Here is a 17621-nt window from a genome sequence, read left to right as displayed (position 1 = left end):
TTTATAGTATGAAAACAAGTAAATTCACATTCTAACGAATGAACGGATCGCCAGAATGGAAACATTTCACCCGCAGCAGGCGCTTGGTTTCCGGGGTAACCAGAGCATGCCCAGAACGCCTCATACCGGGAATCCATAATATCTTGTCATCCGCATCTGTCAAGAGCGGAATACGGTCTCTCCGGCTTGGCGCAATCTTAGCATCAATGAACATATCTTTTACCTTTTTGGAGCCGTTTAAACCCAGTATTTCCATTCGGTCTCCATCCTTCCTGCTGCGAAGACACAAAGGCTTATTCAGCCCGTCCCAGTCGAAACACGCTTCATCGCGGCTGAAAGGGATATATGCGGAATCCGGTACATTAGAAATCAGCTCTTCCACAGTAAACTTTATCTGCAGACCCGATTCCGGGACAGATATATGTTCAGAGGACTGCTCCAATCGGACAAAATAGGAAAAACTCCTCGCCGCTTCCGTTTCCTTCTGAATGCGAATTGCCTCATACTCCCGGATAAAGAGTAACTCTTCAGGCAAATTCAAGCGGACGTTGGAGTGAGCATCCTGCAAAATCGCCAGACGAATTTGTTCCACGGTGATAAAATCAATTTTTTCCGCCTGTAAAGCAAGATAATTTAATATTAGTTTAATCACACGTCTTTGTAAAGCAAGATGCAGAGAAAGAAAGGCAGTCCGCCCAAAGGAATACGAATCCTTTTGGCATTTTACCAGCGAAGACATCTCACGCCTTGCTTGTTCATCCATATAATCATCTTCACCTTTTACCATTTCAGCCAGCCGGTTTAAAGCCTCGGGAAGATGTTCATTATAGGAAGAAAGAAAAGGAAGTACATCCAAGCGCACTTGATTGCGGAAATATTTGCGGGAATCGTTACTACTGTCCCGAAAAAAATGCAATTGATGTTCATGGCAGTAGCTTATTACCTCATTTTTGTATATACGAAGCATAGGCCGGACCAGTTCCACATTTTTTTCTTTTCTCTTGATAGGAATACCGGTAAGGCCGGAGAGGCCCGTCCCCCTGACTATTCTCATCAATACGGTTTCCGCCTGATCATCCGCGTGATGAGCGAGTGCTATTTTGTCCGCATTATATACATTTGCAATCTTATGTAAAAATTCGTATCTTTTTTCTCTTGCCGCCACCTGAGGATTCAGCGATGTCTCCCGAATATAGGCAGGAACGTCAATCACTCCGACTTCACAGGGTATACCAAGGCCGGATGCAAAGGACATCACATATTTTGCCTCTTCCGCGGACTCTTCTTTACGAAACTGATGGTTAACATGAGCAGCAATCACCTTCCACCCCTGCTCATCCGAAAGCCTGTACAGCATATGAAGAAGGGCAATGGAATCAGGACCTCCCGATACTGCAACTACTACTGTATCCCCGCCTTGAAACAGGTTCTGTTCATGAATGTTTTGTTTTATTTTATCCAGCAGAACCACTGTGCCATCTCCTCCTTACAACACCGAAAACAAGTCACTCTTCTAACGCAGATGAAAATAATACAGGGTCGTGCCGAGCATCAACAAAGACACAAAAAAGCAGACCTTTACCCAGGAGGGATGGCTGGATGAAACGGCGTTCCTAGGTTTAGCATAAAGCTGCTTCCACAAAAGCACCGCTTCCCTCGTTCCTGAGAAAGTACCGCGAAGAGCCCGGAGTAAAAACGGGGATAACTTTTTTAAACAGGGATTTGCCTTAATCACTTCTTCGAGCATGTCAATGCTTCTATTCTGAGGCAGCATCAACGCAGGATCTCCCAGCGAATTTTTGCCGGCTACAGCCAAGATGACCATAACTGCAAAGGAAAACAGGTCATAGCCTTCCTCTGCCAGACGTTCCCCCGCATTCCAATATCCCCGGTCATACATCTCCGTAAATTGTTTGACCGCTTTTCCCTTTGGTGTGACGCCTCCGAAATCAATCAATTCGGCTTGCCCGTATCCGCAGACCACCATATTTTCGATTTTCAGATCCCCAAATATCCACCCGTTTGCGTGCAGGTCCCGGAGCCTTTTCAAAATTTGCAGGCCGATCATATAAATCCAGTCTATCCCCATATCCGCCAAAAAGGAAAGCAGGGGTTTTCCTTCTATGTACTTCATGACAAAAAAAGGGGTTTCTTTCCCCTGAATAACCGCATCATCCACATCAATTAAATATCCCCGAAACGTTGTAGTTTTTTCGGATACTTCCTTGAGGGCATTGACCTCTGACTGATGATCCAGCGGATCAAACCCTATCTTCATAGCATACCTCTGCTGGCCGCTGCGCACAAGCATGACCTGGCCATTAGCTCCTGCACCCAGCAGTTTTTCTACAAGATAAGCCCGGCCGTTCCACTTTCCCTTCAAGGTCATGCCCGGAACCAGGCTATCTTTATACCACGTAGTCACTCAACATCCCATCCTCGTCACTTGACGGCGGTCTTCCTGACACATATTGAACTACGCGCAGCAAGGCCGGCCCAGTGGGTGTGGTACCCTTCATGTTTAATTTATAGAACATCTTGTCTATATTTGCAAGTTCTGACGTCCATCCGGCATCCATCTCCACGTGTTCCTCAGAACCGGACTTTCCGGGAAAATGGAATACAGCCAATTCGCTGTGGCCGGAACGGGAGCGCAAACTTAACAGAAGATCACGAATTGCTTCCCTGACTGCATTCAGTTTAGGTTTCATACTGGCACTTGTGTCAATCAAGAGAGCTACTTTCAGATCAGTACTCTCACTAAGCTCATCTATTAGATGAACTACTTCCGACCGTTTGCCTGGAGGAAGCCCTGTAATTTCAGAAGTGCCTAAAATCTGCTGGAGCTCTTTGCTTACCACCTCCTGCATGGATTGAATTACCGTTTTCCGTGTCATCATTTGGACGGTTTGTGTAAGCAGATGCGCCGGAGCAATACGGCTCATCCCCCCCCTGCTTCCGCAATCTCCCTGATTTCTTCTGCACCAAGCATTCCAAGTTCACCCTGGTCGACAACACCGATCACATTGACCGTTATGCCTTCCTCTTTGGCATGTGCAGCTGCCACTACCGGACTCACTCCGACATTGGAACAACCGTCGGTTATCAATAAGATTTGTCTCATTTATTACCCTCCTAACCAGCTTGCTAGTGTTGTATCACTAGTTTCGCCAAGTTGGAAGGCACTTAATCAAATCTTCTTCACAAAACAACCTATTTTCATAGACAATTTGAAAACAGTTTGCATAGGCCGGTGAGGAAATCCCTCCAGCCGCTGCCCGTAACCCATGAAAGGGATTGGAATTAGCGATATTATCAAGGATTCAAAGGCGGACTATCCATCATCAGCTCACCACCTTCGGACGTTCCATTCTGTGAAGTCCGGGCCACCGGAAGGTTCCCCATTCCGGTCTGTATTTCTCCACCCGGGCTACAACAACGGTCATATCATCATGAACATCCCCCCTATGATATTTCATGACTTGGTCCAGCAAAGCATCCGCGATCTCCTGTGGAGTTTTCGCTTGAAGTTCATGAATGACCCTTTTCATCCAGACTTCTTTATTCACGGTATGCCCGGGAGCGTCATATACACCGTCCGTCATCATAATTAACGTATCTCCGGGCTGAAGCTGGACACTGACCAGATCAATATCAATGTCCTGAATAATCCCTACAGGCAAATTGTTGGCACTGATCGGAATCACCTGACCGCAGCGTTTAATAAAGCTGGGAATCGAACCTATTTTCATAAATGTTGTCTCCGCACTGTATAAATCGATCAGAGCCATGTCGACCGTGGCATACATTTCTTCAGGAGAACGAAGGAGCAGTACGGAATTTACGGATTTGATCGCCAGTTTCTCATCCATACCTGACTGAAGCAGCTGCTGCAGAATGCTTAGTGCTGTAGAACTTTCAGCCCGGGCCCGTTCCCCGTTTCCCATCCCGTCGCTAAGGGCTACAGCGAATTTACCATTGCTGAGCTCCACTGTACTAAAGCTGTCCCCAGATAATAAATCCCCCCCTTTCGCAGCACTTGCTATGCCTGTTTCCACCTCATATTCCTTCGCCGAACCAAAAATGACGGTAGCCAGCCCCTCCGAACGCGGCAATTTCTCTTCACTGATTACAGCAATATGTTCATCCAAAATTTCACTTAACATGGGTGCAATAATTTTGCGGCATTCGTCATATCCGTGTGTATATTGATGAACAACCTCTATCTCTACGTTGCCTTCATCCAGACTGATAATTTCAATAGAGTGGATGGAAAGCCCCAACTGTTCAAGTGCCGAACGGATCTGCTCTTCCTGGATGAATAATTCCTGGGCTTCCCTCTGAATTTCTTTGGCCAGATCGTTCATAATCTGAGAAACTCCGGATAATTGATCTGCTACAAGCTGCCTGCTCTCGGCAATCTGCTGTTTCCAACGCAGATTATTCTGATAAAGATCATACTGCTGCTTCATGATGTTGAGCACCTGCTCCGTCTTGTGGCAATGCTGCTTCCATTCCCGTAGAATTTGCTTTTTTTGAAAGTTCGGATTGAGTTCAATCTCTGTCATCATGCCTGTCATATATTCGTAAGTCTGATAAAAATTTTTCTCCCAACAGGAAGCCTGTTTCCGGCACGTAATACATGTCTTTTGTGAAACAGCCTCAATAAAATGAGACATCTGATCCTCCTGATTATCCTTTGTCTTTTCTGCCGTTACTTGCTTAAAGCTTTGTGAAAGCTGCTGAAATACGTCTGAAAACTGTCTTACCCGGCCTGCTGTTACATCTCTAACTTTTTTCGCATAATCCTGCTGGGATTTCACATGCTCCTGCGTGCCCGGAACGTACTTGGATAACGTCTTTACCAGACTTTTGGGGGTAAGCAGGAACAGCGTAACGGCGACAAGAGACTCCAATGTGGAATTAAATACTTCAGCCTGACTTCCCATGTAAACGGACAATATGGAAGTACCAAGAAACATACCAAACCCGACAGCCATTCGTTTTCCCTCTTTTAACAAACCGGCGAGCATCCCGGAAAAAGCAAGCAAACTCATCTGATAGACAGCGTTCACGTTGGCCAGACTCAGGATTAATCCCGTGATTACTCCAACGGAAGCCCCAAGGGGCGCTCCCCCTACCAAAGCAAAGACAAGAATCAGATACCGGGAAATGATATGTTCAACCGTTACCCCACCGAACAACCATCCCACCGTACCTGTCATTACAGAGGCCAGCAAAATAATGAGACAAATAATCTCCTCGTTTTTTAATTGGTAGTTTTTCCGGGTCAGGGTAAATACAGGAACGGCCTGCATGAAGATGAGTGTCAATACTAAACTCAGAATCCCCTCAACCCCGGCCATCATCACGGAATACCAGGAAAGGTCGGTATTGACCAGGCATCTAAACAACTGTACCAAGAAGGTGGACAAAAATACGATGGCAGGAGCGTAAGAGACATCAGATCTCTCAAACCTTTCAATTCCTTTTTGGATAAGTAGAAAGATCAGCATAGAAGCTACGATAGAACTGGTATGTGGATGCAGAGACAAAACGCTGCCTGTTACTAAAGACAAGGCTGCCCAGGGAAGCATGTCCCTTTTTTGAAAATAGATAACCGCAAAGAAAGCCATAGAAAAAGGAGCAAGCTGATCCAAGATAGTGGCTCTACCAAGCAGAAACCCCATAAGAAGAAGCAAAAGGACCCATTTTTTGGCAATAATTGATTGGACAGCCCTATTCTCTATTGCCTTGGCCTTCACTCCCGTACCCGTTCTGTGTATTAGATTGGACCAATACATCCCCGGGGAGATTCCGGCGTTTCTTTTTCCTATCATTTTGAACACACCACCCATTTCCTATTTGTGTACCCATTATAAAAACAATCTAGTAAATAGTTTGTCAGAATGCGGTGATAGAGAAAAAGAAATTTCCGACAAAGTTACAGGGAGCTGGAAAAGACGTCGAATCCGCTTACTTCGCTACCTTACAGGAATATAGACTGAAAGCCAAAGTCGCCTCTTCCCGAACAATCTGCTTGCGTAAAGCGGAGAAACATAGTAGGGTCTTGTCGATTAAGCCGCCGAGCCAACAAAATATCCTGAAATCTGTATTTCAGAAATAGAAAAAACCACATTTGCTTGTGCAAACGTGGTTTGTTTTGTTTTATCGGATTATTTCGCTAATTAGAATTTAGAAATCTCTTCTTCCGCCTCTACCGCCGCGTTTGGACTCGGTATTTTTCTTCAGCGAGGAAATACGTTCTTCGCTATCCTTGAGGAAACGACTCATCTTGTCTTCGAAAGACATCTTACTTGGGCCAGATTTGAATCCACCCCGGCCGCCGCGATCCCCTCGTCCATACCCGCCACGGTCAGAACCAGATCGGGAGTCGAACCTTCCACCTTGCCGTACCGGGCTAGCTGCTTCAGGAGGCTTTTCTTTCGTCTGCTTGATCGATAAGCCAATCTTCCCGTCCTTGTCCACGTTGATGACTTTCACAAGAACTTTGTCATCAATTTTGAGATGCTCATTAACATCTTTCACATAATTATCTGCGATCTCCGAAATGTGAACAAGACCAGTGACTCCCTCTTCCAGCTCAACGAAAGCCCCAAAGTGAGTAATGCCTGTCACTTTTCCTTCTAACTTGCTGCCCACTTCAATTGCCATAAAGTAAAATGTTCCTCCCTTAAATTGTTGAAAGAATGGCTACGCCGATTATACCGCATCAAGAATATACGGTCAACAAGGCAATATGCCTACTTTAGACCGTTCATCATATTTATTATTTATTCGTCGAGAATAAAGTTTCTCCTTCTTTAGTATAATTCAGTTCTTGACGAATTTTTTGTTCTATATACTCATCGTCACCCAAACGGGTGATTTCCTTCTGCAGGTTCTCATTTTGCTTCTTTACCTGTTCCAGCTGCTGATCCAATTGTTTATTGGCAGCTTCCTTTTCCTTCATCATGCCGTACTGTCCCCACAAGGTCACACCGGCCCAAAGCAAAAACGCTGCAAAAACAATCATAATAAGACGCATTCTACGGCGGGTTCCCGGATTATTACGCTTCGTGGTTTTTGTCATGCCTTTTCCTCCTGGCTTAGGTTTCCCAAAACTACATTACCTATCTTAGCTGAAAGTGAATCTATTTCTTAAACCAATGAAGAATGTTCTTCCATAAGGAGGATATCCAACTGGGAAGCTTTAGCCTTCTCCATATTGGTCCTGTCAGCCAGAGCAGCACCTTCCAAAAAGGATAGAACAATTGTATCATAATTTTATAAAGGAAAATAGCTATCGCCATTAAAAATCCTAAAATAATAATAACCAGCCGGTACAGCCCCTTGACCGGTTTGATCACTAAAATATGGATAGTCTTGTTGAGAAAACGAACCAGCCCATGCACCGTACGGATAAGAAAATACACAGTGCGAATAGTCCATTTACTGAACAAGGGGTAGTACAGCAAAACGCCCAGACAGAGTCCGATAAATACGAACATTCTCACCTGTCCTTCGTTGCTTCCGAGAAGCAGCCGGAATACCAGAATCGTCGCCACAATCCAGTACACAATATCCACTATGGGCATAGCCCATTTAGGGAGCCGGAATCGTTCAAATAGAATGCGGAAAACATCAAACATGGCTCCGAGGGCAAGTCCAGCCGTGAACATTAGGAGTATGGTGATCATTTGTACCTGTAAAATCACCTGAACAACTTACCAAAAAATCCCTTGGGTTTTTCCTGGGAGTGTGCATCGACATAGGAAAGCTCACTAACAAGCCCTTCAATGGCGACTAATCCCTGTTCGAGACTTAAGTTCTTAATATGCAGGTTCTGACCCTTGATCATAAGAAATCCGCATTCTGTTTCTAGAAGGAATTCCTCGCTGTCGAAGCTTTCTACATTAAGAACGCCTGATACTTCGAGCAGCTTCCGATTTAACATTTTAATTTCCTGGCGTTTTTGCTTAACTTGTTCGATCATTGCTTGTACCCCTCCTTCTTACCACTACCATATGGGGGGAAGTCCTATTTTAGAACAAAAAAGAGAGTGATCTTATAACTCTAATTTTTCAGTACCCTATGGTAAAAAAGAATGTGAGGGCCTATGGAAAAATAGGTGCGCACAATAGACGGATATCTGGGGGCATAAATAGTATTCAAATATAACTGTATGATGGATAAATAAGAATTAGAATTTCAAAGGGGAAAGGTTGAAGCCCCGCAAGCTTAGGGCTTTACGGGGCTTTTTATTGTTCTAGGAGATGGCTTCTTCCTTGATGACCGTGTACATCTCGGCAGCTGTCTCTTTGCGTGTCGTATCGGCCAGCATCTCTACGCGGACCGTCACTTTCTTTTGTCCGAACTGTATAGCCAGTTCATCACCGGCTTTGACCGTCGAACTTGGTTTGGCTTCCCTTCCATTAATCCATACACGGCCTTGCTCGGAAACGTCCTTCGCTACGGTTCGGCGTTTAATTAGACGGGAAACCTTAAGGAACTTATCAAGACGCATTACTTAACCGCTTCTTTAAGTTTGTTGCCTGCTTTGAATGCAGGAACTTTGGACTCAGGGATGGTGATAGTTTTACCGGTTTGCGGATTACGGCCCGTACGCTCAGAACGTACACGGGTTTCAAAAGTGCCGAAACCGATCAGTTGCACTTTATCTCCAGAGGAAAGAGCCTCAGTAACTTCGCCAAGGAATCCGTTCAATACAGTTTCTACATCTTTTTTTGTTAGTCCGCTTTTCGTTGCAATGTTGTTAATCAGGTCTACTTTATTCATTGTTTTTCATAACCTCCTCAGTTTTAGAAGAACTTCTTCACCTTCAGCACCTGTAAAGTATACATCCACACGATGCTTATTTGACTCTATTCTTTATGATTTAGGAAAATCCTTCTCGTGAAGGTGATTTGTAAGAACTTTTTTTGCCTGCTGCGATAATTCTTCCATCTCTGATAACCCAGTCTGCTCAATTTCACGGCCGTTTAAACGCAGTTGTTCTTCTATGTAAGAAAAACGTGCTGTAAATTTGCGGTTTGCGGCTGTTAGAGCTTCTTCCGGATCCACTTTCAAGAGACGTGCAAGATTGGCCACAGCAAATAAAAGATCTCCTACTTCTTCAGTCCGCTTATCCTGCCCCAGTTCCAGAGTTTCCCGTACTTCCTCCAGTTCTTCCTCTACTTTCCTGATAACCTCTTCCGGCCTGTCCCAGTCGAATCCGACTTTGGATGCTTTTTTTTGCAGCTTGAAAGCTTTCATAAGGGCCGGTAAATCACGGGGAACACCGGAAAGTACGGACAGCTGTTTCGGATCAATACCTTTTTTCCGTTTTTCTTCATCCTTCATCTGCTGCCAGTTTTGCAAAGCCTCTTCGGAATTATTGGCGCGGTTCTCCCCGAAAACATGAGGATGTCTGCGGACTAGTTTCTCGTTAAGACCGGCAATAATATCGTACACGGTAAAGGCTCCGGTTTCTTCCTCCATCTGCGCATGAAGCATCACCTGCAGCAAAAGATCCCCAAGCTCTTCACACATCGCATCCGGATCATCATCATCGATTGTTTCCAGGACTTCATATGTTTCTTCGATCAGATTCTTGCGGATACTGGCGTGTGTCTGCTCCCGGTCCCAAGGACATCCTTCCGGACTGCGCAAGATTTGAACAATTTCATGCAAACGGGCAAAACAGCGGTTTCGCAATCTCTCATCCTGATTGAGGGGGACGTAGACCAGTGATAAATTCCCGTATCCTTCTAACCGGTCCAGTTCGTAAAGAGGAATGCGGTGAATTTGTTCCTCCCCTTTTACCCCCAAGGCATGGCCTACGACCACTTCGTATTCATCCGGATATACATCCATCAAAGTCAGTTTAACATCCGAAGCGGTATAAGTATCGTATACTTGTCCTATAAGCTGATGCAAGTTCGTCTGTAAGGAATGACTGTTGAGAGCCGTCCCGTCCAGAAGCTGAAATCCGTCAATGGGGTCAAAGCCGAAGCGCAGAAAAGCCTGATCCAGGAAACTTTCTCCGCCCAGCACTTCCAGCCCGATACTTTCGGAGGCACAACGCTCCCTGAGCAGTTGGACCGTATATTCAGCCACCATCGGGTGTCCCGGTACGGCATATACAATCTCTCCCGAAGCCTTTTTTGCCTTCTCTATCAGATGCTCTGCTATTGCCTCATAAACTTCTCCGAATTGCTGCTTCTCTTCGTATAGCGCATCAAACGTTTCAAAGCGAATTTTCTCATCCTGCAGCAGGCGAACTACCGGATGTTGTCCGGTACGCAGGTATAGCGCTTCTGCGTTCTGCAGCTTTCTCCAGATGCCCAAGGTGAGCTGCTGTTCATCTCCAGTCCCGAGACCTACGACGGTTATATTTTCTTTCACGCTGTTTCCTCCCTTTATGGCCTCCGCTCTTCCGGAAGCAAGTTCAGTTTTGCCAGGATCGGCGCGAGCTTCTTCTCAAGGGCCGGTACGCTGTGCAAATCGCTTCGGGTGAGTACCCGGAAGCGGAATAATGCCAGGGCGTAGACGGCCGTCCCGCCCAGCACCCCCACAAGCGCGGCAACCGTATAAATGACGCGCTCTTTCATCGGCAGCAGCGTGCATAGCGCTATGCTGCCGTACACCCAAAGCGGCAGCGAGGCCGTCATAGCCGCCACTGCCGCTATGGGCCGCGCCGCGAAATCGCGCAGCGCGAAGGCCGCACCCGTGCAGCGTTTCAGCTGCACGATGTTTAGCCCCGCGGCGGCGGCATACGCCAGCACTGCGGCGGCAGCGGCTCCGTTGATGCCGTATCTCAGCATCAGCCACAGGTTGCCGGCCACCTTGATCAAGGTGGCGGCAAGCAGGTGTAAGGCCGGAGCGTATAAGGCTCCGGCTCCCTGCAGCAGGCTGCTCGTCACGACATTCATCATGCTGAATACCGCAGTGAACGCCAGAATTGCCATGGTCAGCGAGGCTTCACTATTGCGGAATAGCATGATGTTGATCGGGACGGACAATGCAGCAAGGCCGACTGAGGCCGCGAGTCCGATGATCCAGGTCAACCGGACACTGAATTCGGTCCGGCTTTGGACCTGGTCCACGCGGCCCCGTACCCGCGCTTCCGCAATGGCAGGTACCAGCACGGCTGTCATGGCGGAAGCAATCATCACGACGGCCTGCACAAGAGGCAAGCCGCGATTGTAGAGGCCAAAAACGCGTACCGCTTCGGATATGCTCGCTCCTTCCAGTTGTAAAACCCTCGGTATGGTAAAAGTATCGACCAGATTCAGAATCGGCATCACAATAGCCCCGAGGCAGATCGGTATCGCATAAGCCGTAATTTGTTTTATCAGCTTCCAGATGCTTTCCCGGTTCGATTCTAAGTTTCCCTTCCTGTTCCATTCTGTGGAAAATATCTTCTTTTGTCCTCTCCAGAACCAGCAAACCGCAACAAGACCCCCGACCGCTCCCGTTACGGAACCGAATGTGGCCCCCGCCGCGATCCACTCATCAGAAAAACCGGCATGCAAAAAATACAGGAGCAGGGCTACCAGGGTAATGACCCTGACCACCTGCTCAATAACCTGCGATACGGCCGTGGGAACCATATTCTGATAACCTTGGAAATATCCTCTCATCACGGATAAGGAGGGAACCAAAAGCAGAGCGAACGATATGCTCCGGATGGCATTGGATGCAGCGGGAACCCCGATCAGGGCTGCTATATCGGCTGCACATGTATACAAAATTCCGAAAAAAAATAGGCCTGTCACCATCAAAAGGATACCGGATACTTTGGCAACGCGAAGAGCACCGTAGTGATCTCCCAACGCCGCCTTTTCCGATACAAATTTAGACACTGTAGCCGGAAATCCGGCAGTAGCCAAAAATAGGATTAGGATATATAGCGGATATACAGCGTTGTAAATCCCGAATACGCCATCCCCGGCCAGGTTTTGCAGAGGTATTTTCTGCATGGTTCCGAGCAGCTTGGACATAACAGCCGCAATTCCCAATACGGCGGCTCCACGAAGCCAAGAGACCCGTCCTGTATTCTTCTGCTCTTTCACCTTTGTTCCCCTCATCTCTATTTTCGCTCCCGGCAATCTGCGCATCACTTCATTTTCTGCCTTTTATTATATCAGCATTTTTCTTAAATCCATAAAGCACTTTGAAAAAGAAAGAAGCCTCCTTCTTGATCTATACCAGATCTCTGAAGGAAGCCTTTGTACCGGCAGCTTTACTGTTCCATTTGTTTGGCCAGAAAACCTGCAGCAGTTTCCACCATTTTAGTTTCCACTTCACCCATGCTGACGGATTCATCTTTACTAAGCAGGATAACAGCTCCGATAGGGTCGCCTCCTGCCACGATGGGTGCGATGGCAAACGAACTATACGTTTCAGGGGTATCCTTGCAAATCTCATATTGTCCCGAAGCAGTTTCCAGGACTGATTTGCGGTTCTCCATGCTGGTTTCGACCAATTGGCCGATTGCCTTATCCAAATATTCCTTCTTAGACCCGCCTGCCACAGCTATGATGCTGTCACGGTCCGATATCAGGGAAATGTGGTTAGTACTTTCATACAACGATTCCGCATACTCTTTCGCAAAATCTCCCAGTTCTCCGATGGGGGAGTATTTTTTCAAGATCACTTCCCCGTCACGGTCAACGAATATCTCAAGGGGGTCTCCCTCGCGAATGCGAAGTGTACGCCTGATTTCTTTGGGGATCACCACTCTGCCTAAATCGTCTATGCGTCGAACAATTCCAGTTGCTTTCATGCTTTTCTTAGCTGCCTCTCTTTCCGTGAAGATATAGATACGACTGGAGCAAGTACCATTGTATTCGAGTTATGGAGGGAAATCAAATTCTAGCCATAGTATTCTTCGTCTGGCAATTTCTTATTCAGCCAGCAGACGACGAATAAAATAAAGGACACTCTTAAAGAGTGTCCTAGTGTCCTTGGAACTTGTCCCTTCTCTCTAAATTAAGGAGCCGGAGTGGCTGTAGGCTCAGCACTAGGTGCCGGTGATCCGCTTGGTGCCGGAGTCGGAGAAGGCTGTTCGCTCGGTTTTGGCAAGTTGTTCGTCTCGATAAGTTTTGGAACTTCCTGCTCAATGTAATCTCTCATTTTCTTCTGGGAAAGCTGGGACCTGATCTGATCCTTAACTTCGTCATACGTTTGTTTTTTACGGTTTTCCACTTTCATGATATGGTAACCGTAATCGGTTTCCACCGGATCACTGATCTTATTTTCCTCCAGTGACCATGCGGCCTGCTTAAAAGGTTCTACGAATTGCATCATTTGAGAGTAATCTACTTTTTCATACTTTCCGCCTTTATCCTTAGAACCGGGATCATCGGAGTACTCTTTAGCTAAGGCCGCAAAATCTTCTCCTTTCTCCAGTTTCCCTTTCACTTCCAGAGCACGCGTTTTGGCTTCATCTTTATTGCGCAGATCCTTACCTTCCTGGTCTTTAAGTCCAATAAGAATGTGGCTTACATCTTCCACTTCATAAGCATTCGGTTCTTGAGCCAGATTCTCGTCATACGCTTTTTTTGTTTCATCTTCCGTTACTTGTTTTTCAAATTCCTTAGAGGCATAGAAGTTTTGCTTCAGGATGTTCTCGATGTCTTTAAGCTCCATTTTCTCATCCTTCAGCACTTTATCCGCGCCACCTTCTTGCTGGTCCAGTATTTGTTTCATCTGTTTCATTTGGTCCTGGACTTTTTTATCGGCTTCCTTCTTGGCAGCATCATCCGCCTTCGCTTCCGCTTCTTTAAACATGATGATTTGTTTCAGCATGCTTTGCTGGTAAGCCGGATCTTCTGCAAACTGCTTATAAGCCGGGTTGAAAATATTATTCATCCCGATCAGCTTATTCAATTCGCCTCTGGTTACTTTGCCATTTTCTTTGTAAGTGGCAACAACTTCCTTGTCACCCTTGTCTTTTCCACAACCGCTTAAAACGGAAACGGTGAGGATTACAGTGATCAGGGCAAGTATCCATTTATTCAGAATGCGTGGTTTATTTTGTTGCATTTTGCAATTCTCCCTTCGTTTTCAAAGCCTCTTTGTATTGTACCAGAAACTTCTCTACCAATGCGATCGACTCCTCATTTCCCATTCCTTTACAGCGAACCATAATATGAATCTGCGGTCCGGCTACAAGCTTGATCCGCCCGTCAAATTGCGTGGATAGCTCAAAAAGCCTTTGTCCGTCCAGTTGTCCATTTTGGTCCGGTGATACTTTAATTGAGAAGTCTTCCCCTTTTTGGCTGATGCTTTCAATCTTATAGGCGGCCCCGTAGATTTTGAAACGGGCTACAGCCAATAGGTTTACTACCGCAGGAGGCAAATCACCAAACCGGTCCACCAGTTCTTCATGGAGGTCTTCCACTTCATCTAATGTACGAACATTAGCGACTTTTTTGTAAATTTCGATCTTTTGCATACTGTCATAAATGAAATCCGAAGGCAGATAGGCATCTACATGCAGATCAATCTGAGTATTCCATTCCGCAACAGGTTGGGTTTCTTCTCCTTCCATTTCCTGCTTGCGTTTATTAATCTCTTCAGAGAGCATTTGCGAGTAAAGATCAAATCCTACAGAAGCTATAAACCCATGCTGCTCGGCACCAAGCAAATTGCCGGCACCGCGGATGGCCAAGTCTCTCATGGCAATTTTAAACCCTGATCCAAGTTCTGTAAACTCTTTTATCGATTGCAGCCTTTTCTCCGCAACTTCCGTCAGTACCTTATCCCTTTGATACGTAAAATAAGCATACGCAATCCGGTTGGAACGGCCCACCCGGCCCCTCAGCTGGTAAAGCTGGGACAAGCCCATTTTATCGGCATCGTGGACAATTAATGTGTTCACATTCGGAATATCAACACCGGTTTCAATAATACTTGTGCTGACAAGCACATCATATTCCCCATCCAGGAAGTCCAGGATGGTTTTCTCCAGTTCCTGTTCACTCATTTGCCCGTGTGCCACAGAGACCCGGGCATCCGGAACCAGCATCGAAATCTGATCTGCTATCTGGGTTATCCCCTGCACACGGTTAAAAAGGTAATAGACTTGGCCCTCACGCGCCAGTTCACGTTCAATAGCTTCCCTTACCAGAGTAGGTGTGTGCTCAAGCACATAGGTTTGAACCGGAAAACGGTTTTCCGGCGGCGTTTCTATAACGGAAAGATCGCGTACTCCAAGCATGGACATATGAAGCGTCCTTGGGATCGGAGTAGCTGTCAAGGTAAGCACGTCCACATTTGTTTTAAGCCTTTTGAGCTTTTCCTTATGGGACACGCCAAAACGCTGCTCCTCATCCACAATCAGAAGTCCCAGCTCTTTAAATTTTACATCCTGGGAAAGCAGGCGGTGCGTACCAATCACGATATCTACCGTTCCTGCTTTAATACTTTTTATTGTCTCATTTTGTTCTTTCTTGGAACGGAAACGGCTCATGACCTGAATGTTAAACGGGAAGTCGGCAAACCTTTCCCGGAAGGTTTCATAATGCTGCTGGGCCAGAATGGTTGTGGGTACCAGGACAGCCACTTGTTTACCGTCTATAGCCGCTTTAAAGGCCGCACGGATAGCCACCTCCGTTTTACCGTAACCCACATCGCCACATAGAAGACGGTCCATTGGCAGCGGTTTTTCCATGTCCTTCTTAATTTCTTCAATGGCCCTCAGCTGATCATGGGTCTCATCGTAAGGGAACATTGCTTCAAATTCATGCTGATATGTGCTGTCCTTGCTAAAAGCATAACCAAGTGTAGACTGCCTTTCCGCATACAGTTTTATCAAATCATCGGCAATATCCTTAACGGAAGAACGAACTTTATTTTTAACACGGGCCCACTCTGCTCCGCCAAGCTTATAGATCTTCGGCTCTTTTTCTTCCGAACCCACATATTTTTGGATTAGATCGATCTGGTCGATCGGTACGGAAAGCTTATCCCCGCCGGCATATAAAATATGAAGGTAGTCTTTGTGTATCCCATTGATTTCAAGGGTACCGATCCCTACATATTTTCCGATTCCATGGTTCACATGAACGACATAATCACCGACTTTAAGCTCCTGGTAACTTTTAATCCTTTCCGCATTCTCTATCTTTTTATCTGCCTTCCGGACTTTTCTCTGTTTCTGCGTAAACATCTCGCCTTCAGTTATGACCACAAGACGAATGGAAGGCATCTCGAATCCGGTTTGCAGGTTACCGTTCAAAATTTCCGGTTCCGGAATGTGGTAGTCCTCGAGTACATGGCGGACTCTTTCCATTCTCTCTTCCCCGTTAGCCAGTAAAACCACTCTGGCCCCCGTCTTCTTCCATCGTTCCATTTCCGATTTGAGGACATTCATTTGGCCGTGGAAGTTTTGCATCACCCTGCACATAAAATTAACGATGTTCTGCGGCTGGGTTTGCGGAACCTGGCGTAAAAATAAGGAAAGGTACAGCACAGGAAAAGCAGGGCGGTGCAGCAGGCTTTCATATGTCTTAGACAACGACAAATCAGGAAGCGCCCGTCCCTCCTGAAGAGAGTGGGTAAACCAGTCCGCTTCCTCCCGTTCCAATTGTTTGGCTGTTTCAATCAAACGCGCCGGTTCATCCAGAAGAAGTATCCCGTCTTGCGGCATATAATCAAACAATGTATGGGATTCCGGATAGAATAATGAAATATATTTAAACATTCCGTTAAACGTCTGCTCTTCCCGGAGTTGTTCAATTTCGTACCCTATATTCTCAAGCAGTTTATCCTTAGCCGTCCTGTCACTCATTTTTTCGAGCTGTGCCTGCAAAAGTTCATAAGCTTGCTGAGAGACGCGCTGAAACCGCTTACTATCGGCCACAATTTCCCTGCACGGCGGAATCATAATAGCTGATTGTTTATCTATAGAGCGCTGACTCTCTACATCAAACGTCCGGATAGAATCTACCTCATCATCAAACAGCTCGATTCGCAGGGCTGCTTCTGCAGTCAGGGGATACACATCTATGATACCACCCCGGACACTTATCTCTCCCTTGGACTCCACACGATCCACACGTTCATAACCAAGCTCCGTGAGCCGGGTCAGGAAAGCGTTTATGTCCAGGACATCCCCCAGTTTGACTTCCATGGCGGCTGCTGCAAACATTTCTTTAGGAGGCAGAAGCCTTCTCAGGCCGGCATATGGTGTCACGAGAACACCCCGGAATCCTGCGGCAAGCCGGGTCAGAACATCAATGCGCTGAGCCAGCGTTTCAGGACTGGCCACGGCCACTTCGGCGGCGAGCAATTCCTGAGCCGGATACAACAGCACCTGATTTTCTGGAAGGCATTCAACCAAGTCTTCGGTTATTTTTTGGGCAGAAAACATATTGTGTGTAATTACCAGCAGAGGACGTTGCAGTTCCTGCATCAGGGATGCGATCATCACCTGTCGAGAGGAGCCGGTAAGACCGGCAACGAGCTGCTCTTTCATATCCGAACGGATGCCCGAAACAATGCTCTGAAAATCAGTATCCGTAGAAAAAGCCTTGATTAAAGCTTGCAATCCAAGTACACTCCTCTCACAAAAAGAAGCCTCGGCGGGCTTGCCTAGGCTATAAGATCTT

Annotated in this window: 14 protein-coding genes and 1 pseudogene; all 15 read right to left on the bottom strand. The window is 46.5% G+C overall.

Annotated elements, in window-relative coordinates; genetic code table 11:
- Positions 1 to 31 precede the first annotated feature (31 nt).
- Positions 32 to 1471, bottom strand: a complete 1440-nt coding sequence (gene tilS, locus BXP28_RS17885; protein WP_023482221.1) for a tRNA lysidine(34) synthetase TilS — start codon at positions 1469 to 1471, stop codon at positions 32 to 34.
- 42 nt (positions 1472 to 1513) lie between these two features.
- Complete coding sequence (locus BXP28_RS17880; protein ID WP_023482222.1) at positions 1514 to 2425, bottom strand: protein kinase domain-containing protein; 912 nt, start codon at positions 2423 to 2425, stop codon at positions 1514 to 1516.
- Positions 2409 to 3124 (bottom strand): annotated as a pseudogene (locus BXP28_RS17875) (vWA domain-containing protein). The gene BXP28_RS17880 and the pseudogene BXP28_RS17875 overlap by 17 nt, the downstream one beginning before the upstream one ends.
- A gap of 220 nt (positions 3125 to 3344) precedes the next feature.
- On the bottom strand, positions 3345 to 5840 hold the full coding sequence (gene spoIIE, locus BXP28_RS17870; RefSeq protein WP_077585155.1) for a stage II sporulation protein E: 2496 nt from the start codon (positions 5838 to 5840) through the stop codon (positions 3345 to 3347).
- Positions 5841 to 6195: 355 nt separating this feature from the next.
- Entirely contained in the window at positions 6196 to 6675 is a 480-nt protein-coding gene (locus BXP28_RS17865) for a S1 domain-containing RNA-binding protein (RefSeq protein ID WP_023482225.1), read from the bottom strand.
- A 115-nt stretch (positions 6676 to 6790) separates the two neighbouring features.
- Positions 6791 to 7093, bottom strand: a complete 303-nt coding sequence (locus BXP28_RS17860; RefSeq protein ID WP_024095442.1) for an FtsB family cell division protein — start codon at positions 7091 to 7093, stop codon at positions 6791 to 6793.
- Between the two features lie 61 nt (positions 7094 to 7154).
- Entirely contained in the window at positions 7155 to 7700 is a 546-nt protein-coding gene (gene yabQ, locus BXP28_RS17855; protein WP_077585154.1) for a spore cortex biosynthesis protein YabQ, read from the bottom strand.
- Positions 7701 to 7714: 14 nt separating this feature from the next.
- On the bottom strand, positions 7715 to 7996 hold the full coding sequence (gene yabP / locus BXP28_RS17850; protein WP_023482227.1) for a sporulation protein YabP: 282 nt from the start codon (positions 7994 to 7996) through the stop codon (positions 7715 to 7717).
- Positions 7997 to 8269: 273 nt separating this feature from the next.
- Complete coding sequence (locus BXP28_RS17845; RefSeq protein WP_023482228.1) at positions 8270 to 8527, bottom strand: RNA-binding S4 domain-containing protein; 258 nt, start codon at positions 8525 to 8527, stop codon at positions 8270 to 8272.
- Positions 8527 to 8799: an HU family DNA-binding protein gene (locus BXP28_RS17840; RefSeq protein ID WP_023482229.1), complete on the bottom strand. Its 273-nt coding sequence runs from the start codon at positions 8797 to 8799 to the stop codon at positions 8527 to 8529. Before BXP28_RS17840 ends, BXP28_RS17845 begins: the two co-directional genes overlap by 1 nt.
- A gap of 93 nt (positions 8800 to 8892) precedes the next feature.
- A complete protein-coding gene (gene yabN, locus BXP28_RS17835; protein ID WP_023482230.1) occupies positions 8893 to 10407 on the bottom strand; it encodes a bifunctional methyltransferase/pyrophosphohydrolase YabN in 1515 nt (504 codons plus the stop codon).
- Between the two features lie 14 nt (positions 10408 to 10421).
- The gene (locus tag BXP28_RS17830; protein WP_023482231.1) at positions 10422 to 12122 is read right to left on the bottom strand and encodes a putative polysaccharide biosynthesis protein; all 1701 of its coding nucleotides are present in this window, start codon (positions 12120 to 12122) and stop codon (positions 10422 to 10424) included.
- A gap of 125 nt (positions 12123 to 12247) precedes the next feature.
- On the bottom strand, positions 12248 to 12790 hold the full coding sequence (spoVT, locus tag BXP28_RS17825) for a stage V sporulation protein T (RefSeq protein ID WP_024095446.1): 543 nt from the start codon (positions 12788 to 12790) through the stop codon (positions 12248 to 12250).
- Between the two features lie 206 nt (positions 12791 to 12996).
- Positions 12997 to 14052 carry a peptidylprolyl isomerase gene (locus BXP28_RS17820; protein WP_023482233.1) on the bottom strand — a complete coding sequence of 352 codons (1056 nt, stop codon included), beginning with the start codon at positions 14050 to 14052 and terminating at the stop codon, positions 12997 to 12999.
- Positions 14039 to 17560, bottom strand: a complete 3522-nt coding sequence (gene mfd / locus BXP28_RS17815; RefSeq protein WP_023482234.1) for a transcription-repair coupling factor — start codon at positions 17558 to 17560, stop codon at positions 14039 to 14041. The genes BXP28_RS17820 and mfd overlap by 14 nt, the downstream gene beginning before the upstream one ends.
- Between the last annotated feature and the right edge of the window lie 61 nt (positions 17561 to 17621).

Source organism: Paenibacillus larvae subsp. larvae, from assembly GCF_002003265.1.
In the GTDB taxonomy this organism is placed as follows: Bacteria; Bacillota; Bacilli; order Paenibacillales; family NBRC-103111; genus Paenibacillus_H; species Paenibacillus_H larvae.
This window is presented reverse-complemented; position numbering and strand designations above follow the sequence as displayed.